The organism is Sphingobacterium sp. KH_072 (genome assembly GCF_057837975.1).
Genome location: NZ_CM174457.1, coordinates 543,943 through 561,209, shown reverse-complemented (window position 1 = coordinate 561,209; position 17,267 = coordinate 543,943). Strand labels below are relative to the sequence as shown.

Annotated in this window: 16 protein-coding genes and 1 tRNA gene; 11 read left to right on the top strand and 6 right to left on the bottom strand. The window is 43.2% G+C overall.

Features of this window, described 5'->3' with window-relative positions:
- Positions 1–9 precede the first annotated feature (9 nt).
- Genes AC3IRT_RS02620 through AC3IRT_RS02595 form a run of 6 tightly spaced genes read left to right on the top strand, consistent with a single transcriptional unit; the run spans position 10 to position 5,624 of the window.
- Positions 10–1,071: an HmuY family protein gene (locus AC3IRT_RS02620; RefSeq protein ID WP_489394984.1), complete on the top strand. Its 1,062-nt coding sequence runs from the start codon at positions 10–12 to the stop codon at positions 1,069–1,071.
- Entirely contained in the window at positions 1,071–1,949 is an 879-nt protein-coding gene (locus tag AC3IRT_RS02615) for a heme/hemin ABC transporter substrate-binding protein (RefSeq protein WP_489394983.1), read from the top strand. Before AC3IRT_RS02620 ends, AC3IRT_RS02615 begins: the two co-directional genes overlap by 1 nt.
- Positions 1,949–3,001 carry a FecCD family ABC transporter permease gene (locus AC3IRT_RS02610; protein WP_489394982.1) on the top strand — a complete coding sequence of 351 codons (1,053 nt, stop codon included), beginning with the start codon at positions 1,949–1,951 and terminating at the stop codon, positions 2,999–3,001. The genes AC3IRT_RS02615 and AC3IRT_RS02610 overlap by 1 nt, the downstream gene beginning before the upstream one ends.
- Positions 2,998–3,771 carry a heme ABC transporter ATP-binding protein gene (locus AC3IRT_RS02605; protein WP_489394981.1) on the top strand — a complete coding sequence of 258 codons (774 nt, stop codon included), beginning with the start codon at positions 2,998–3,000 and terminating at the stop codon, positions 3,769–3,771. Before AC3IRT_RS02610 ends, AC3IRT_RS02605 begins: the two co-directional genes overlap by 4 nt.
- A 13-nt stretch (positions 3,772–3,784) precedes the next feature.
- Positions 3,785–4,798: a hemin-degrading factor gene (locus AC3IRT_RS02600; protein ID WP_489394980.1), complete on the top strand. Its 1,014-nt coding sequence runs from the start codon at positions 3,785–3,787 to the stop codon at positions 4,796–4,798.
- Position 4,799: 1 nt separating this feature from the next.
- Positions 4,800–5,624, top strand: coding sequence for a ChaN family lipoprotein (locus tag AC3IRT_RS02595; RefSeq protein WP_489394979.1), 825 nt, complete (start codon positions 4,800–4,802; stop codon positions 5,622–5,624).
- Between the two features lie 80 nt (positions 5,625–5,704).
- On the opposite strand, the gene AC3IRT_RS02590 is transcribed toward AC3IRT_RS02595, so the two are convergent.
- The 3 genes from AC3IRT_RS02590 to AC3IRT_RS02580 all read right to left on the bottom strand — a co-directional run bounded on the left by AC3IRT_RS02590 (position 5,705) and on the right by AC3IRT_RS02580 (position 8,141).
- Complete coding sequence (locus AC3IRT_RS02590; protein WP_489394978.1) at positions 5,705–7,075, bottom strand: aldehyde dehydrogenase; 1,371 nt, start codon at positions 7,073–7,075, stop codon at positions 5,705–5,707.
- 12 nt (positions 7,076–7,087) lie between these two features.
- Positions 7,088–7,885, bottom strand: coding sequence for an SDR family oxidoreductase (locus AC3IRT_RS02585; RefSeq protein WP_489394977.1), 798 nt, complete (start codon positions 7,883–7,885; stop codon positions 7,088–7,090).
- 183 nt (positions 7,886–8,068) lie between these two features.
- A tRNA-Met gene (locus AC3IRT_RS02580) sits at positions 8,069–8,141 on the bottom strand.
- A gap of 110 nt (positions 8,142–8,251) precedes the next feature.
- Here AC3IRT_RS02580 and era point away from each other — a divergent pair.
- Positions 8,252–9,130, top strand: a complete 879-nt coding sequence (era, locus tag AC3IRT_RS02575; RefSeq protein ID WP_489394976.1) for a GTPase Era — start codon at positions 8,252–8,254, stop codon at positions 9,128–9,130.
- A 54-nt stretch (positions 9,131–9,184) separates the two neighbouring features.
- Here the strand turns inward: era and AC3IRT_RS02570 are convergent, their stop codons facing one another.
- From AC3IRT_RS02570 to AC3IRT_RS02560, 3 genes are read right to left on the bottom strand one after another with little or no spacing between them, the layout of a single operon-like run.
- Positions 9,185–10,444, bottom strand: a complete 1,260-nt coding sequence (locus AC3IRT_RS02570; RefSeq protein ID WP_489394975.1) for a cation:proton antiporter — start codon at positions 10,442–10,444, stop codon at positions 9,185–9,187.
- A 14-nt stretch (positions 10,445–10,458) separates the two neighbouring features.
- Positions 10,459–10,941, bottom strand: a complete 483-nt coding sequence (locus tag AC3IRT_RS02565) for a cation:proton antiporter regulatory subunit (protein WP_489394974.1) — start codon at positions 10,939–10,941, stop codon at positions 10,459–10,461.
- Positions 10,942–10,984: 43 nt separating this feature from the next.
- Positions 10,985–11,767, bottom strand: coding sequence for an MBL fold metallo-hydrolase (locus AC3IRT_RS02560; protein ID WP_489394973.1), 783 nt, complete (start codon positions 11,765–11,767; stop codon positions 10,985–10,987).
- 114 nt (positions 11,768–11,881) lie between these two features.
- On the opposite strand from AC3IRT_RS02560, the gene recJ reads away from it, so the two are divergent.
- The 4 genes from recJ (at position 11,882) to AC3IRT_RS02540 (ending at position 17,260) form a co-directional block, all read left to right on the top strand.
- Positions 11,882–13,582: a single-stranded-DNA-specific exonuclease RecJ gene (gene recJ / locus AC3IRT_RS02555; RefSeq protein WP_489394972.1), complete on the top strand. Its 1,701-nt coding sequence runs from the start codon at positions 11,882–11,884 to the stop codon at positions 13,580–13,582.
- 32 nt (positions 13,583–13,614) lie between these two features.
- Positions 13,615–14,349, top strand: coding sequence for an LPS export ABC transporter ATP-binding protein (gene lptB / locus AC3IRT_RS02550; RefSeq protein ID WP_116776241.1), 735 nt, complete (start codon positions 13,615–13,617; stop codon positions 14,347–14,349).
- Positions 14,350–14,381: 32 nt separating this feature from the next.
- Positions 14,382–15,926, top strand: coding sequence for a GH3 auxin-responsive promoter family protein (locus tag AC3IRT_RS02545; RefSeq protein WP_489394971.1), 1,545 nt, complete (start codon positions 14,382–14,384; stop codon positions 15,924–15,926).
- A 275-nt stretch (positions 15,927–16,201) separates the two neighbouring features.
- Positions 16,202–17,260 (top strand): branched-chain amino acid aminotransferase, encoded by a 1,059-nt coding sequence (locus AC3IRT_RS02540; RefSeq protein WP_489394970.1) that lies wholly within the window; start codon positions 16,202–16,204, stop codon positions 17,258–17,260.
- Positions 17,261–17,267 lie beyond the last annotated feature (7 nt).

Genomic DNA, 17,267 nt, shown 5'->3' with positions numbered 1-17,267 from the left:
ACACAAATCATGAAAACTACTCTTTTTAAAACCAGCTTACTCTGCGGGCTAATCCTCGCCGCTGCTTCTTGCAAGCGCGATGAAACCTTTGCACCAGAAATACCGCCTTCCGACGGAACAGAAATGACCTTACAAGGTGGCGAAGGTGCAGGCAATGCAGTTAATGCCGTTTATGTAGACTTAAGCGCGGAGCAGCAAACTTCTGTGCCCCGCAATTCGTGGAATTTAGGTTTTTATACAGGCTCTGATTTCCGCGTGATTATCAATAATCAAAATGATGCTACGGCATTGGCGACTACTTTTACGGATATTAACGCCGTAAATTCTTCTAATGTAGATTTCAGTTCTATGGTTTTTAATCAAATGGCACCATCTGCTGGGTTATTTGACCTAGTTGATGATACGGTGGGTCGCGTCTCACGTACAGCTATTGCTGAAATCAGTGCTACAGATTCACAAAATCGCGTGTACATCATCAACCCACAACTTGGGACAACGGTAGCTGCGGAAAACTTATGGAAAATTCGTGTACTACGTAACGGAAATAATGGCTACACCTTGCAGTACGCGCGACTGGCGGATACCAACTTCCAGACAACCAATATCACGAAAGATGCTACTTATAATTTTCAATTTTTCTCTTTTACTGGTGGATCAACAAAAGTGGAACCCCAAAAAGCTGACTGGGATTTTGTATGGAGCAAATCAATGTATTACACATTCAATAATGGCGCTTATCTCCCATATAGTTTTAGCGACATCATATTTATTAATCATTTAGCAGGCGTACAAACAGCAGAACTTATTATCGGAGGCGATTTCACAATTTCTTATGCGGACTTCAATGAATCACATCTGAGTCAAATTCAATTTTCAAATAATCGAAATGTAATAGCTGATAAATGGAGAACGATCACTCAAACTTCACAAGCTGTTCGTACCGACCGTTACTATATCTTGAAAGACAGCGCCAACAACATCTATAAGATTAAGTTTTTATCTATCGGCACGGCTGACGGCGGAACCCGTGGATACCCACAATTAGAATATAAATTAGTAAAACAAGGGTAATGCAAGTAATTAAAAAATTAGTATTCCCAGCTGCGGTAGCCGCAGCTTTATTAGGTAGTTGCAACCAATCAGCCGACAAACAAGCACGGCAAGAACAAGGCAATACCGACAGTTTGCGTATTGTATCTATCAATGGAGCGACTTCGGAAGTATTAGCACAATTCGGTTTATTGAGTAATATCATCGGCACCGACGTGACCTCTACATACCCAGAAGAATTAAACAAATTGCCCAGAGTAGGTCACAATAAAAATATTTCGGCAGAAGGCATCCTAGCTTTAAACCCAAACATCATTATCGGTACCGAAAATGATCTAAAACCCGAGACGCTCCAACAGCTTAAACAAGCCGGATTGCGCGTGCTACTACTTCCACATGCGCACAGCACTGATGGCAGTATTCAACTGATCAAATCATTAGCAGACTCGCTAAAAATCAGTAACAAAGGTGATTCGCTGGCGAATATCCTCAAAAAAGACCTGAAACACGTCGCCGAACACCAGAAAGAATCCAGCGTTAAACCAAGTGTTTTATTTATATATGCGCGTGGCGCCGGCACCATGATGGTGGGCGGCAAAGGCACCGAAGTAGATGAAATGATCGTATTGGCCGGAGGCACAAACGTGGCGCAAGATATTCAAGAATACAAGCCTTTGACGGCGGAAGCCTTGGTGGCCTACAATCCTGATGTGATTCTGCTTTTCGATTCAGGCTTATCCAGTCTGGGCGGCATAGATGGCATCCTCAACATCCAAGGTGTGAAAGAAACCAATGCGGGTAAAAACAAAAAAATCGTAGAAATGGACGGTGCTTTGCTTACTGGCTTTGGGCCAAGAGTAGCCAACGCGATTGACGAATTGCACCACAAAATTCATTAATGCAGTACCCAAAGAGAAAGATCTATTTTGTAATTTTAATGACCGTATTAATCGCCTCGTGCATCGCTTCGCTTTGCATCGGGGCGCTTACTATTCCGATGCGCTCTTTGTTTTCCATCTTAGGTGATGCACTCGGCAAGACGGATTCATTTGATTACAATGTACAGCAAAAAGCAGTGCTGCTCAATATTCGTCTTCCCAGAATGGCTTTGGGTATTTTGGTCGGCGCTACATTGAGCATTTCGGGCGCTTCCATACAAGGTTTGTTTCGCAATCCATTGGCCGAGCCCGGCATCATCGGTATTTCCTCTGGCGCCACATTTTTTGCCGTGCTGGTGATTGTGTTGGAGGCAAAACTGTTTCATGTGATCACAGGCCTACTCGGTTATTATACGTTAGCTTTTGCGGCCTTTATTGGCGCAGTCATTACCACACTGGTTATTTATCGCTTTTCGGTACGACACGGCCGTACCGATGTCACCTCCCTATTACTGATCGGTATTGCGATCAATGCGTTGGTGATGTCCTTTACTGGCTTATTGACTTATATCGCTAGCGACGATCAACTGCGCAGTATTACCTTTTGGAGCTTAGGTAGTTTGGGCGCCGCGAGTTGGCAAGCAGTCAGCACTTTGCTCCCATTTAGTCTGATTTCCATACTGGGATTATGGTATTTTGCCAAACCACTCAATGCGATTGCATTGGGCGAAGCGCAAGCAGAGCACCTCGGTATTCCAGTACAGCAAACCAAGAAGTACATTATTGTGCTGGCAGCGGTCGGCGTTGGTGCTTCGGTGGCATTGACAGGGCTTATTGGTTTTATCGGTTTGGTTATTCCGCATATTCTGCGGATTAGCGTTTCGGGCGATCATAAGTTTCTATTGCCAGCATCGGCAGTATTTGGTGCCGCAATTCTCATCGCTTCGGACTTGATTGCGCGTACAATTGCCGCACCATCCGAACTGCCGATTGGCATACTGACGGCGTTATTTGGTGTTCCCGTATTTTTATTCATTATCTTGAAAGATCGAAAAAAGAGGAATCGGCTATGATTGAGGCAAAGAATCTATCGTATCAGATTGGTAAAAAGCCAATTATTCGGCATGTTAATATGCAAGCGCAACCAGGCGAATTGCTGGCGATCATTGGACCGAATGGCGCCGGGAAAAGCACCTTGATGAAATTACTCTGCGGTGAAGTGAAAAGTCCTAAAAATTCTATTTTCCTACATAGCAAGGCTCTCTCTCTTTATTCGGCGAAAGAACTCGCTTTGATGCGGGCCGTGCTGACGCAAGCTAACGAAGTCAGCGTAGACTTCACCGTGCAGGAACTTGTCACCATGGGGAGATATCCGCATTTTGAAGTGAATCCGCGTGCTGCTGACCTCGAAATCATCGAGGCGGTACTGGAAGAAATGGGTATTCAACATTTCAAGAATCGTAGTTATCATTCCCTCTCTGGAGGAGAAAAGCAACGCGTACAATTGGCGCGTGTATTAGCGCAGATTTATGAACGCCAAGATGCGATCCTATTCCTAGATGAGCCAATCAATGGCTTAGACATTCAATATCAACAAATTATTTTAGAGAAGGCTAGAAAGATGACCGATCGAGGCTGGACGGTATTGTGTATTTTGCACGATATCAATTTCGCTTCGCGGTATGCCGACAAGATCTTGATTTTGAAAGCCGGCGAAGTGGTGAACTTTGGCACTCCTACAGAAATAATGACAGCAGAAAATCTGCTTAAAACGTATAACATTCGGGTAAAGGTATGGCATGATCGGGAGATCGGTTATCCATTTATTGTCCCTACATCTTAAAAAACATTCTACTATGATCAAGGATTTAAAAGAAAAATACGAAAGCTATAAAACAGCTAATCCCAAAATACGCATTCGCGATGCTGCCTCGGCATTAGGTGTTTCCGAAGCAGAATTAGTGGCGACCAACCCACAAAATACCCTCCTTACTCCTGCTATGCAAGAGATATTGCAACTAATTCCATCACTCGGTCCCGTGATGGCGCTCACCAGAAACGACTTTGCGGTACACGAACGAAAAGGAATCTACAATAACCCGACATTCAATGGCCACATGGGCTTGGTGGTCGGATCGGATATCGATCTACGCCTTTTCATGAGCAAATGGGCACATGTCTTCGCGGTTTCAGAAAATGATCGCCAAAGCATTCAGTTTTTTGACACCTATGGAAACGCAGTACATAAAATTTACCTAACAGAAGATAGCAATCGAGACGCGTATCTGGAACTGGTTGAAAACTACAAATCAAAAGATACCGACAACTTAGTCATTTTACAAGCACAGGCCACTACTGACTCGACCGAAAAATCAGATGAAGAGATTGACCAAGCAGCGTTCCAACAAGAGTGGCTGAGCCTGGAGGATACACATGATTTCTTTGGTCTATTGCGCAAACACGGTGTCACGCGTACGCAAGCGTTACGCCTGGCTCCAGAAGGTCATGCCACGCCTATTGCGGTGAGCAAAGTAGAAGATCTACTTAACATAGTTTCCGAAAAAGGATTAGAAATCATGGTTTTTATTGGCAATGCCAACTGCTTACAAATCCACACGGGCAAAGCAGAACGCATTATGCGAACCGGACCTTGGATCAACATCTTGGATCCCGACTTCAATATGCACCTACGCGATGAAGCACTAGACAGCGTTTGGATTGTGAAGAAACCAACGAACTTAGGCGAAGTACACAGCATCGAAACGTACGATGCGGAAGGCAATCTGGTTGCACAATTCTTTGGCAAACGCAAACCTGATATTCCCGAGCGCGAAGATTGGAGAGCAGCATTAGAATCCTTAACTTCATAGCATGCGAGTTATCATCAGCCTTTTGTTATATATCTGCCTGCACAGCGCGCACGCTCAGCTGGCACTTAACATCCATAATGCAAAGGGTGAAATCGTGTCATTGGACGATATTTTAGCGACTGCACAGGATAAGCAGTTTATTTTCTTTGGCGAGCTGCACGGCGAAGCGGCGGCTCATCAGTTGGAGTTGGAGCTGTTACAGCAATTATATACTAAGCACGGAAATAAATTGGTACTAGGCATGGAAATGTTTGAAACAGATGTGCAGCCGATCATCAACGAATATTGGCAAGGCCAAATCAATACCCGTAGCTTTGAAAGTGAAGCTCGCATTTGGGACAATTACGCAGATTACCGTCCGATAGTAGAGTTTGCGAAAGCACATGATATTCCTCTGGTAGCGACCAACGTGCCACGCCGTTACGCGAATGCTGTGTATCACCAAGGTGTTCGTATTTTAGATAGTTTATCGGATTACGCTAAAAACCTCTTACCCCCGCTACCGATGGAACTAGACTCCACTTTAGCCTCTTATCGGGAATTAAAAAATATGATCCTCGGTCATGGTGGAGAAAACATGTTGTATTCGCAAGCGCTCAAAGATGCCAGCATGGCGCATCAGATCTTGACTCGCACAAAGGAAGATCAGGTGATGTTTCACCTCAATGGTGTCTATCACACAAAGAATCGAGAAGGGATTATATCATTTATGAAGTCGATTCACCCCGACAAAATACTCACTATTAGTTCCCTTCCCGACGAAGCATCAAGTCCTGATTTCAGCGCAGCGGATTTCACCTTACTTATACTCGTAAAAAACGACTAGGTAATCTAATCATTCCAATACGACAAAAGCCAATTCCGAAGAATTGGCTTTTTAGTGACATAGTGATACGGCACCTCATATTACCCAAAAAATTTTTTGATAATATTTAGTTTCGAAGATGATCGTGGATAATATTTTAGTCCAAATTCGATCCAAGTCGGTTTGTCGAGCACGCTTTTATAATGTGTAAAACTTTTGAAGCCAGCTTCGCCGTGGTAGGCACCCATACCACTATTCCCAACACCACCAAAAGGCAATTTGGGATTTGTGATGTGCATGACCGCATCATTCACAGCACCACCTCCAAAAGATAGTTCATGCAGAATCCGCTTCTTGATCTTATTATCATTGGTAAATACATAACAGGAAAGTGGGCTAGGCAGCTGTTTCACCTGCTGAATCGCTTCCGAGAGATCTTGGTAAACAATCACCGGTAAAATCGGTCCAAAAATCTCTTCCTGCATCACTGGATCATCAAAACTAACATTCGTCATAATGGTTGGCTCTACATAGCGGCTTTCGCGATCCACCCGCCCACCAGCATATACTTTCGTCAGATCGATTAATTTGGCCAATCGATCCACATTTTTATCATTGATAATCTGAACCAAAGTACCGGCTTCAAAGCTAAACTCACTCTTCTTCATTTCTACAGTAAGCCCGTCCAAGAAAGCTTGCTGTACCGAATGGTGTACAAGAATATAATCTGGCGCAATGCACGTTTGTCCAGAATTCAGAAATTTTGCCCACACCAACCGCTTTACCGACATTTTCATATCACAATTTTCTGTAATGAAGGCCGGACTTTTTCCACCTAACTCTAGCGTGACAGGAGTTAGATGCTTTGCTGCCGCTTGGTATACGATACGACCAACGTTGGTACTACCTGTGAAAAAAATCTTATCAAAACGTTGCTCCAGCAAAGTGGTCGTTGCTTCTACATCGCCTTCTACGACAGCGAGGTAATTCGAGTCAAAGTTATTGGCAATCATATTGGCCATGATGCGACTAGTATTGCTGGGCAATTCGCTAGGTTTTAGAATCACCGTACAGCCAGCGGCTATCGCCGGGATAATCGGCGCTAACGAAAGCTGATAGGGATAATTCCATGCGCCAATTACCAATGCGACGCCCAGAGGTTCTGGAATGATATAACTACGCGCTGGAAAATTGATCATATTCGTACTCACGCGGCGTACTTTACTCCAGCGTTTCAATTTTTTGATCGCTTCATCCAGATCATGATACAACAAAGACAATTCGTTGGTATAGGTATCGAATTCGGATTTTCTAAAATCAAGGGCAATGCCTGCTATCATTTCTTCTTCGTGCGCTTTAATTACACTTTTCAGCTTCTTGAGTTGTTGCAACCTAAAATCAATACATTTAGTTGCGCCACTCAAGAAGTAGCTTCGTTGCTCATTGACTAGATTTTCGATACTATTTTCCATAATTGCTTGTTTTTAACGTCCTTTAAAATCATCCATCGTCTTATAAATCCCTAACACATTACCCACAAACCAATCAAAAAACCGGATGGGGAGTATCCCTTGAAAAAATCGCACGAAATGAATGCTCCACGGCATACTAACAATCGGTTTACCAAATGCTATACCTCGTAAAATTTTTTTTGCTACTTTTTCAGGGTGCAGGATCGGAACTAAAGATCGTACACCATCAAACATACCCGTATTAATGTAATAGGGCGTGACGGTAGTTACACGTATATTTTTCTTCAATAGCTTCATCTCAATACGCAAACTATCCGACCAACCAAATATAGACCATTTACTTGCCACATATACCGACATCTTCGGATTAGATATATAAGATGCCGAAGATGCTATGTTGCATATGGAGCCATTATTTTGCGCGATCATATCAGGCAAAAATAAGCTGGTGATGTACATGGGTGCCATTGCATTGATATCCATAGAGCGTTTAATATCTATTTCGGAATGTTCGTGAAAATATTTGCCAACTACAATACCGGCATTGTTTATTAACACATCGATCACCCCGTGGTTTGCTTTTACCTGTTGAAAAGCTTGCTGCAACCTATTTCGATCTGCAATATCAACGGTATACCCATACACTTCGCCTTGATCGGAAAACTCTTCTACCGTGGCCTGTATCGTAGCGGTATTAATATCCCAAATAATTACTTGACCGCCCTGCTCTAAAAATAGTCGGCTCATAATTTTGCCAATTCCCGAAGCTCCGCCGGTAATCAACACATTTTTTTGATGGAAATTTCTCATAACAAGGTGGTTGCACAATTGCACATAAGATACCACAACAAAAAATAAACCAAAAGTAAAAACTACAGAAAATCGAAAGTTCAACTATTCTTGATCCGGAAAAAGTCGATTGTAACAGGAAATCTGGGGAGAACCCAAAATAAAGGACAAAAATAAAGCCGTTCATCTCTGAACGGCTTTTAGTAGCGGGGACACGACTCGAACGTGTGACCTTCGGGTTATGAGCCCGACGAGCTACCAACTGCTCCACCCCGCAATATATTTTATAGATTCTGCGTTTATTTGGTGTTATTCGCAGATATTGCTTTCTTAATTGTTTCACAAAGATATAACTTGTACTTTTGAAAAGCAAATAAAAAATGAAAAATGTCTCATAAAGCTGGATTCGTAAGTATAATAGGTAAGCCGAACGCGGGGAAATCAACGTTAATGAATGCGTTAGTGAGGGAAAAGATGTCTATCATCACTCCCAAAGCACAAACCACTAGGCATAGAATTATTGGTATTGTGAATGAAGAAGACTACCAAATTGTCTTTTCGGACACCCCGGGCATCATCAAACCCAACTATTCCTTGCAGGAATCGATGATGAGTTTTGTGCAGGGATCGATTATCGACGCCGATGTCATTCTTTTTGTGACGGATATACATGAGCGCCATGATGAAGAGGATGTGATCGAGAAACTGCGTAATACTCAATCTCCGGTTGCTGTATTAATTAACAAAGTAGATAAATCTTCGGAAGAAGAAGTGAAAGCGAAAGCAGCATACTGGAAAGAAAAGGTAAACCCTGATGTGGTCTTTGCCCTATCTGCACTACTCAAGTACAATGTAGACGGGATAATGGCTTACATTAAAGAAAAGATGCCTGTACATCCACCCTACTATGAGAAAGATGAGCTGACCGACAAATCGGTTCGTTTCTTCGTCTCTGAAATGATTCGCGAAAAGATTTTCAAATTGTATGACAAGGAAATCCCATATAGCACGGAGGTCGTCGTGACGTCTTATAAGGTAGAACCAAGGATCACCAGAATTGCTGCAGAAATTATTGTAGAAAGAGATTCACAGAAAAATATCATCATCGGGACCGCAGGCGCCATGATCAAAAAAGTGGGCACATACGCACGTCAAGACATTGAAGAGTTTATCGACGGGAAAGTATTCTTGGAGTTATTCGTGAAGGTATTGCCAGACTGGAGAAGCAAAAAGAATTACCTCAAAAGATTCGGTTACGAGGATTAAACGCAATCCGTTTTAGCGCATGATCTAAGCGCAATCATAGCTCCTAATTTCAAGCTATGATTGCGCGTTTTTATTTAATTCGGAAAGTGCTTCCAGATCACTCAGCTTTTTACGCACCGGCTTTACTTCTTTCGATGAGCCGCTCAAAGCATTCCAGATGTTCTTAGACTCTTTGGTAAGCAAGGGGGAAATGATAGAGAGCAACAACACGTATACCACGACGAAAGATTGCACGACAGGCAATAGACCACCAGCCTTCCCAATGTTGGCCATGATGATCGAAAACTCTCCACGGGCAGACAAAGTGAAACCAATATCCACGGCATTCCTTGGTTTTAGATCCGAGAATTTAGTCGCAAAATATCCGGATGCCACATTGACCACGACGGTAATTAATGCCGCTAAAGCGCCCCAACCTACCGCACCACCTAACGAATACATATCAATAGATAATCCGAAGCTGAAGAAGAACATCGCACCGAAAAAGTCTTTGTAAGGCAGTACCATGCCCTCAATTTTTTTGATGTATTTAGAATCAGCCAATACCAAGCCCGCCATCAGCGCACCGATTGCTTCGGCCACGTGAATGGTCTCGGAGAAGCCCGCAATCACAAACAGCAAGCTAAAGATGATCAAGATGAAAAGCTCCGAAGATTTATCCTGCAAGACTTTGTCGATCGCTGGTACCAATTTACGCCCCAATACCAAAAAGGTAAGGATAAACGTTAAGGCCAATGCGGACGTGCCAGCAACCGCCAAGATCGATGTAGATCCCGTGAGGATCAAACCTGACAAGAAGGAAATGTGCATGGCAATAAACAAATCATCGAACATAATCATGCCCATGATCACCTCCGTCTCTGGATTGGCAGTACGCTTTAGATCCGTCAATACCTTGGCCACAATCGCCGTAGAAGAGCTGGTCATGATACCGCAAAGCACCATCATCTCTTTGAAAGGCAACTCCATCATCCACCCGATAAATAAACCGGAGAAAAAGTTGAGCAACACGTAAAACAAACCACCAGAAACGATGGATTTGCCCGACTTCATGAGTCGGCCAACGGAAAACTCCAAACCGAGATAGAACAACAGGAACAAAACGCCCAAGCGCCCCATAAAATCGATGAAGGGCTTACTTTCGGTAAAAGTAAGATCTACCGCTCCGAAAGTAGGCGCGTGCTGCCCCAACACCATACCGATCAATATAAAAAATGGAATAACAGAAAAACGAAGCTTGTTGGCTAACAAGCCAACTAGCGCCACTAATAAAACAGCAATTCCGATTTCTAATATTAAGGTATGACTCAGCATGAATACAAGTTAGGTTACAGCAAAATTTCTTTCAGCAGTTTGATATTATTTCTTTTTCCGGCAATGACTAAGGTCGTACCCGTGGTGATCACATAATCTGGACCCGGATTGATGATGGTATCATCGTCTTTGATGGCTGCAATGATAGAAGCTCCCGTTTTTTGGCGGACGCCCAATTCTCCAATGCTTTTGTTTTCTACACCGTCATTAGACTCTCCAACCTTGTACCACTCGATACGCAGATCATCCAAAGCGACTTCAATCGTTTCCAAGGCTTTGGGCTTATAAGAAAGTCCGCCCAAAATACCCGCTACGTGACGCGATTCCTCATCGGAAAGAGTCATGACACAATGTGTTTCATGGTCCGAACGTTCGTGGCGGTACAGTTCTCTACGACCATCGTCGTGAATAACCACTACCATCTGGTCACCGGCTTCTGTATCAATTTCGTACTTCTTCCCGATTCCTATCAGATCGCTTTCTCTAACTATCGACATGATTTACTTCCTTTTAATGATATAATATTTTTGACAAATGTACTTATTCTGCAACTTCGATCAACTTGAAGGTACCGTCTTCCTTCTCTTCTGGGCGACCGATTTGTATGGTTTTGGAATGGTAAAATAAAAATAGCCATCCTTCTGGCGCTCCTTTTTCCCAAAAATCGGTACGCAAATCGCGTGATTTCTTTCCATCGAAATCATACTTCGCCACAAAGTTGCGAAAGATTTCGCCCGGCTCGGAGAGCACATCGCCTCCAAAGAAATAGTGTTCGCCACCCGTTTTGATGTGAAATACTTGGTGAAACTCCGAATGGCCACCAGTCAATTGGTAAGAAATTTCATCATTCACTTCGCCATCGCCATCTACCAACACCAAATTGCCACTGCGCTGCAGGGCGCGGAAAAGATCCGTTCTGTACGAGGCCGACTCGGTGCTGTAAGCTGCTTCCCATTCTTTTTCCTGCACGATGTATTCCGCATTCGGAAAAGCAATCCGCGTAGATCCATCTTGTATATCGACAACGCCACCCATGTGGTCTTTGTGCAGATGCGACATCAATACATATTTAACATCCGCAGGGTCGAAACCCAATTGTTTAATATTATGATGAATCAAGAGTTCATCATCTGCTGTACGCTCGCCCAAACCGGCATCAATCACTACTAAACCATGACTGGTTTCTACTAGAAAAGGCCGAACTTGAACAAATAAAGAGGCTGGTCTGTCTTTGGGATCATCTTTCTCTGGATCAAAAGGAACAAAAACCTTACTGGCATCTACGGAAAAAGATCCCTCGTATAGGGAATGTGCTTGTATCATTCTATATAGTTGTTACTATGTACTTTACACCGCATCGTAAAGGTATAGGACGTAGAAATTAGGCTATTACGTGTATAAAACCGTACATTTACCGTTATTTCACAAAGCAAAGGTATGCAAAAAAGGTGGTTACTAAAACCCAAAAATAACGCAGCAACAACCCGGCATTTACGCGATGAACTCGGAGTAAGTGACGTAGTTGCCAACCTTTTAGCTTACCGAAAAATAGAAACATTCGAGGGTGCACGGGAGTTTTTCAGACCTTCCCTATCGCTGTTGCACGATCCCTTTCTGATGAAAGACATGGATGTGGCAATAGCTCGCATCACAGAAGCTATCAGCAACAAAGAAAAGATCTTGGTATACGGCGATTATGATGTGGATGGCACCACCGCGGTATCGATCGTGTATACATTCTTCCATCAATTTCACACAAAATTAGCGTATTACATTCCTGATCGCTACGCGGAAGGTTATGGCATTTCTTACCAAGGGATTGATTACGCACATGAGCACGGTTTCACGTTGATCATCGCGTTGGATTGTGGCATCAAGGAAATTGAAAAGGTAGCTTATGCAAAGGCTAAAGGTATTGACTTCATCATTGGAGATCACCATTTGCCCGGCGATACTATTCCAGAAGCATTAGCTGTGCTCGATCCAAAACGAGTGGAATGCGATTATCCCTACAAGGAGCTTTCGGGTTGTGGGATTGGCTTTAAGATTATACAGGCTTTTATCCAATCGAATGATATGGATATGGAAATGGCGTATCAGTATTTGGATTTGGTAGCCGTGAGCATCGCCTCAGACATTGTACCTATTACTGGAGAAAATCGTCTGCTTTGTCATTTTGGACTTCATAAACTAAATAGCAATCCCTCGTTTGGGCTTCGCGCATTGATAGAATTATCCAACAATCGAAAAGATTTTTTCACGGTCAACGATATTGTATTTCAAATTGGACCACGCATCAATGCGGCAGGCCGTATTGAGCACGCCAAAGACGCCGTAAAATTGCTCACGTCCAAATCGGTGGCCGACGCACTGGTATTCTCTGAAAAAGTTGACTTGCAAAATAATGAACGTAAGGATGTTGATCTTCGGATCACGGAAGAAGCCATGGCACTTATCGAGCAGGATGAATCCTTACAAAAACGCAACTCGACCGTGTTATACAAAGCAGACTGGCACAAGGGTGTTATCGGCATTGTAGCATCGCGACTAACCGAGAAATACTATCGGCCAACAATTATATTGACACTCACGAATGGACATGTGGCGGGTTCTGCACGTTCCGTTTTAGGCTTTGATTTATATCAGGCATTGGAGTTGTGTAGTGATTTGCTAGAGCAATTTGGCGGACATAAATATGCCGCTGGCATGACCATGCCCGTAGAAAATGTGCCTTTGTTTCAACAACGTTTTGAAGAGGTCGTCACACAACGTATCACGCCGGAGATGCTTACACAGGAGATTTCTATCGACCTGCCGATACACTTGCAAGAGATCGACGCGAAACTCTTTCGCCTACTCAAACAGTTTGAGCCGTTCGGACCACAAAATGAACAGCCCACCTTCATCTCCAAAGGCGTAACTATACAAGGGCAAGCACATATCGTGGGCGCAAACCACTTGAAGATGACTATCGTACAGGAAGACAGTGCGCCATTAGCCTGCATTGCTTTCGGTCTGTCAGAACATATTAACCATATTAATTCTGGTAAGCGGTTTGATATTTGCTACACCATTGAAGAAAACACCTGGAAAACTCGGAAGAATTTACAGTTGAACATTAAGGCAATTCGATATTAACCGATATATTTGTAGGTGAAGAAGTTGGATACATGATACTAAAAGCGGAACACCTAGTTAAAAAATATCGGCAACGTACGGTTGTAAATGATGTCTCATTTCAAGTAGAGCAAGGCGAAATCGTTGGACTTCTAGGCCCGAACGGTGCCGGAAAAACGACTTCCTTTTACATGATTGTGGGATTGATCAAACCCAATGACGGACATGTTTATCTGGATGATGTAGATATCACCCAAGATGCGATGTATCAACGCGCGCAGCGCGGAATCGGATATTTGGCGCAAGAGGCCTCCGTTTTCCGAAAAATCACGGTAGAGAATAACATTCTCGCTGTCTTAGAAATCCACTATCCCAACAAGCAAGAACGCAAAGAAAAACTCGAGGAATTATTGACGGAGTTTAGCTTGCATAGGGTACGCAAAAATCGCGGTGATTTACTTTCTGGAGGTGAACGTAGACGTACGGAGATTGCGCGAGCATTGGCGGCCAATCCCAGCTTTATTTTGCTGGATGAGCCTTTCGCTGGTGTAGACCCGATTGCGGTAGAGGAAATTCAGACAATCGTAGCCAAACTAAAAACCAAGAACATTGGTATCCTCATCACGGATCACAATGTACAGGAAACGCTTTCGATCACGGATCGCGCCTATTTATTGACCGAAGGTAAGATCATGCTAACAGGTACGCCCGAGGAAATCGCCGATAACGAATTGGCGCGTAAGTTTTATCTCGGTCGACATTTTGAGTTGAGAAGAAAAAAACTCTAAATTAGTAGCTACCGAAATTACACTAAACCTTTATGGCCATTCTTAATTCTTTATTCACATGGTTTATGAAAAAGCGCATTCATCAGATTGAGCTTTTTATGAAGTATCCTCATGACGTGCAAGAAGAATGGTTTCAAAGCTTGATATCGACTGCGGAAGCCACAGAATGGGGCAAGCAATACGATTACAAAAGCATCTTTTCGGTTGAGGATTTCAAAAATCGCGTGCCGATACAAACGTACGACTCCATTAAAGGGCATGTAGATCGGATGATCAAAGGCGAGCAAAATATCTTGTGGCCGTCGGACATTAAATGGTTCGCAAAATCTTCGGGAACCACGGCCGATCGCAGCAAGTTCATTCCCGTCAGCCGAGAAGCCCTAGATGAATGTCATTATCAAGGCGGAAAAGACATGCTGTCTATCTATTGCCATAATAGACCGGAAAATAAGGTATTTACCGGCAAATCGGTCGTGATTGGCGGATCTTCGCAATTCAACAACTTTAGCAGCGATTCTTATTCTGGCGATTTATCCTCGATCTTGATCCGTAATCTGCCATTCTGGGCAGAATTCAAGCGCACACCCACACTGGAAGTGACGCTAAACCCCAACTTTGAAGACAAAATAGATCAGATTGCGCGCATCACCATAGAGGAAGACGTAACCAGCCTGGCTGGCGTACCTACATGGAATATCGTGATGGCGCAACGCATATTGGAAATAACCGGAAAGCAAAACCTGTTGGAAGTATGGCCCAACTTAGAATTCTACGGTCATGGTGGCGTAAGCTTTAAGCCCTATCGGGAAGAGTTTAAAAGGTTGATTCCCACGACCGACATGTACTATTTGGAGAATTACAATGCATCAGAAGGTTATTTTGGCATCCAAGATCAATCCGACTCTGAGGATTTGCTACTGATGTTGGATTACGGGATTTACTACGAATTCCTTCCGATGGAAAACATCGGCGATGCTAACCCAAAAACCTACAGTTTAGGTGACGTAGAATTGGGTAAAAATTATGCTTTAATTATATCTACGAATGCGGGACTGTGGCGCTATATGATTGGCGATACCATTAAGTTCACTTCGCTTTCACCTTATCGCTTCCAAATATCTGGACGAACCACAGCGTACATTAATACATTTGGAGAAGAATTGATTGTAGATAATGCCGATCAAGCCATTCAAGCGGCGAGCATTGCTACGGGAGCAACGGTAAAAGATTATACCGCCGCACCAGTATACTTTGATAATGGTAAGGCGGGAGCGCATGAGTGGGTTATCGAATTTGTGCAGCAACCTACCTCGTTTCAGCAATTTTGCGAGGTACTAGATGCTAAATTGAGGGAAATAAATTCGGATTATGATGCTAAGCGTCACAAAGATATGGCGCTGACCTTCCCAATAGTACATAACGCACCAGCGAGCACATTCTACCAGTGGATGAAATCACGAGGAAAGTTGGGTGGCCAAAATAAAGTTCCTCGATTAGCGAATGATCGGACTTATATAGACCCTATTTTAGCGGAAATACGCATAAATGATCAGTTGGGGCGAACCGCAACTTTGTAGAGATACACAAAATATCCAGCAATAAACTGAATCATACTCACCTTTTCTCTTTGTTTAATATTCTCTTTTTGAAGCATTTGCGTAGTATCCATCCTGATAATTATTTTGATTCTCCCCTATTAAACGCGTAATGTTTGAATCTGCTACAAAGCTAGCTTAATTTTATCCCAAATACAATAAAATTATTTATTAGGCGTTGCACCTAACGAAAAAGAAATCGTCTCAATTCTTTTTTTTTGTCTAAATTGCACGCATTCAGCATAAATAATTTCGCAATGAGCAACACTAGTATTCGTCTAGAGCAAACACAGCAATCTAGATTATCTGCGGTCGATTTTGACAATTTGGTTTTCGGCAAAATTTTATCTGACCATATGCTTGTTGCAGAATACAGCAATGGCACTTGGAATGACATCAGCATCGTACCTTATGGCGATATTTCGATCAGCCCGTCTATGTCAGCACTACATTACGGTCAGGCCATCTTCGAAGGCATCAAAGCCTACAAATTCAATGATGGTACGGTTAGCATTTTTAGACCGGATCAGAACTGGGAACGTTTCAACAAATCTGCTGCGAGATTACAGATGCCAGAAGTACCTAAAGAAATCTTTTTGGATGGCTTAAAGCAATTGTTGCAAGTAGATCAAAACTGGGTACCTAACAAAGATGGTGCTTCTTTATACATCCGTCCATTCATGTTCGCTACGGAAGCAGCTCTCGGTGTACATCCTTCAAACTCCTATAAATTCATCATTATTACTGGACCGGTTGGTGCTTATTACAGCAAGCCAATAAGTTTGAAGGTAGAGACACACTATACACGTGCAGCAGATGGAGGGGTTGGTTTCTCCAAAAATGCCGGAAACTACGCATTGGCTTTGTACCCGACAGAATTGGCACACAAAGAAGGTTACGACCAAGTAATGTGGACTGATGCCCGCGATCACAAATACATTGAGGAAGCTGGAACGGCAAATTTACTTTTCCGTATCGGCGATACGATTATTACGCCGCATGGCGACACGATCTTGCACGGTGTTACGCGCCGTACCATCATCGAACTGGCAGACAAATGGGGATTGAAAACCGAACAACGTAAAGTATCCGTAGCAGAACTTATCGAAGGAATTGAATCAGGCGCGGTGACAGAAGCTTTTGCTGCTGGAACGGCCGCTACCATTACCCATATCTCAAAAATTGGTTACGAAGGCAAAGACTATGAATTGCCCCCAGTAGAAACACGTGAGTTTTCAATTAAAGTATTCCAATATCTGAATGATCTTCGTTATGGCAAAATCGAAGATACATTTGGCTGGAACTTCATCGTATAAACGATTA

Excerpts from the sequence above, each read along its gene's own strand:
- AC3IRT_RS02620 (WP_489394984.1), top strand. The coding sequence starts at position 10 with ATGAAAACTACTCTTTTTAAAACCAGCTTACTCTGCGGGCTAATCCTC.
- AC3IRT_RS02615 (WP_489394983.1), top strand. The coding sequence starts at position 1,071 with ATGCAAGTAATTAAAAAATTAGTATTCCCAGCTGCGGTAGCCGCAGCT.
- AC3IRT_RS02610 (WP_489394982.1), top strand. The coding sequence starts at position 1,949 with ATGCAGTACCCAAAGAGAAAGATCTATTTTGTAATTTTAATGACCGTA.
- AC3IRT_RS02605 (WP_489394981.1), top strand. The coding sequence starts at position 2,998 with ATGATTGAGGCAAAGAATCTATCGTATCAGATTGGTAAAAAGCCAATT.
- AC3IRT_RS02600 (WP_489394980.1), top strand. The coding sequence starts at position 3,785 with ATGATCAAGGATTTAAAAGAAAAATACGAAAGCTATAAAACAGCTAAT.
- AC3IRT_RS02595 (WP_489394979.1), top strand. The coding sequence starts at position 4,800 with ATGCGAGTTATCATCAGCCTTTTGTTATATATCTGCCTGCACAGCGCG.
- AC3IRT_RS02590 (WP_489394978.1), bottom strand. The coding sequence starts at position 7,075 with ATGGAAAATAGTATCGAAAATCTAGTCAATGAGCAACGAAGCTACTTC.
- AC3IRT_RS02585 (WP_489394977.1), bottom strand. The coding sequence starts at position 7,885 with ATGAGAAATTTCCATCAAAAAAATGTGTTGATTACCGGCGGAGCTTCG.
- era (WP_489394976.1), top strand. The coding sequence starts at position 8,252 with ATGTCTCATAAAGCTGGATTCGTAAGTATAATAGGTAAGCCGAACGCG.
- AC3IRT_RS02570 (WP_489394975.1), bottom strand. The coding sequence starts at position 10,444 with ATGCTGAGTCATACCTTAATATTAGAAATCGGAATTGCTGTTTTATTA.
- AC3IRT_RS02565 (WP_489394974.1), bottom strand. The coding sequence starts at position 10,941 with ATGTCGATAGTTAGAGAAAGCGATCTGATAGGAATCGGGAAGAAGTAC.
- AC3IRT_RS02560 (WP_489394973.1), bottom strand. The coding sequence starts at position 11,767 with ATGATACAAGCACATTCCCTATACGAGGGATCTTTTTCCGTAGATGCC.
- recJ (WP_489394972.1), top strand. The coding sequence starts at position 11,882 with ATGCAAAAAAGGTGGTTACTAAAACCCAAAAATAACGCAGCAACAACC.
- lptB (WP_116776241.1), top strand. The coding sequence starts at position 13,615 with ATGATACTAAAAGCGGAACACCTAGTTAAAAAATATCGGCAACGTACG.
- AC3IRT_RS02545 (WP_489394971.1), top strand. The coding sequence starts at position 14,382 with ATGGCCATTCTTAATTCTTTATTCACATGGTTTATGAAAAAGCGCATT.
- AC3IRT_RS02540 (WP_489394970.1), top strand. The coding sequence starts at position 16,202 with ATGAGCAACACTAGTATTCGTCTAGAGCAAACACAGCAATCTAGATTA.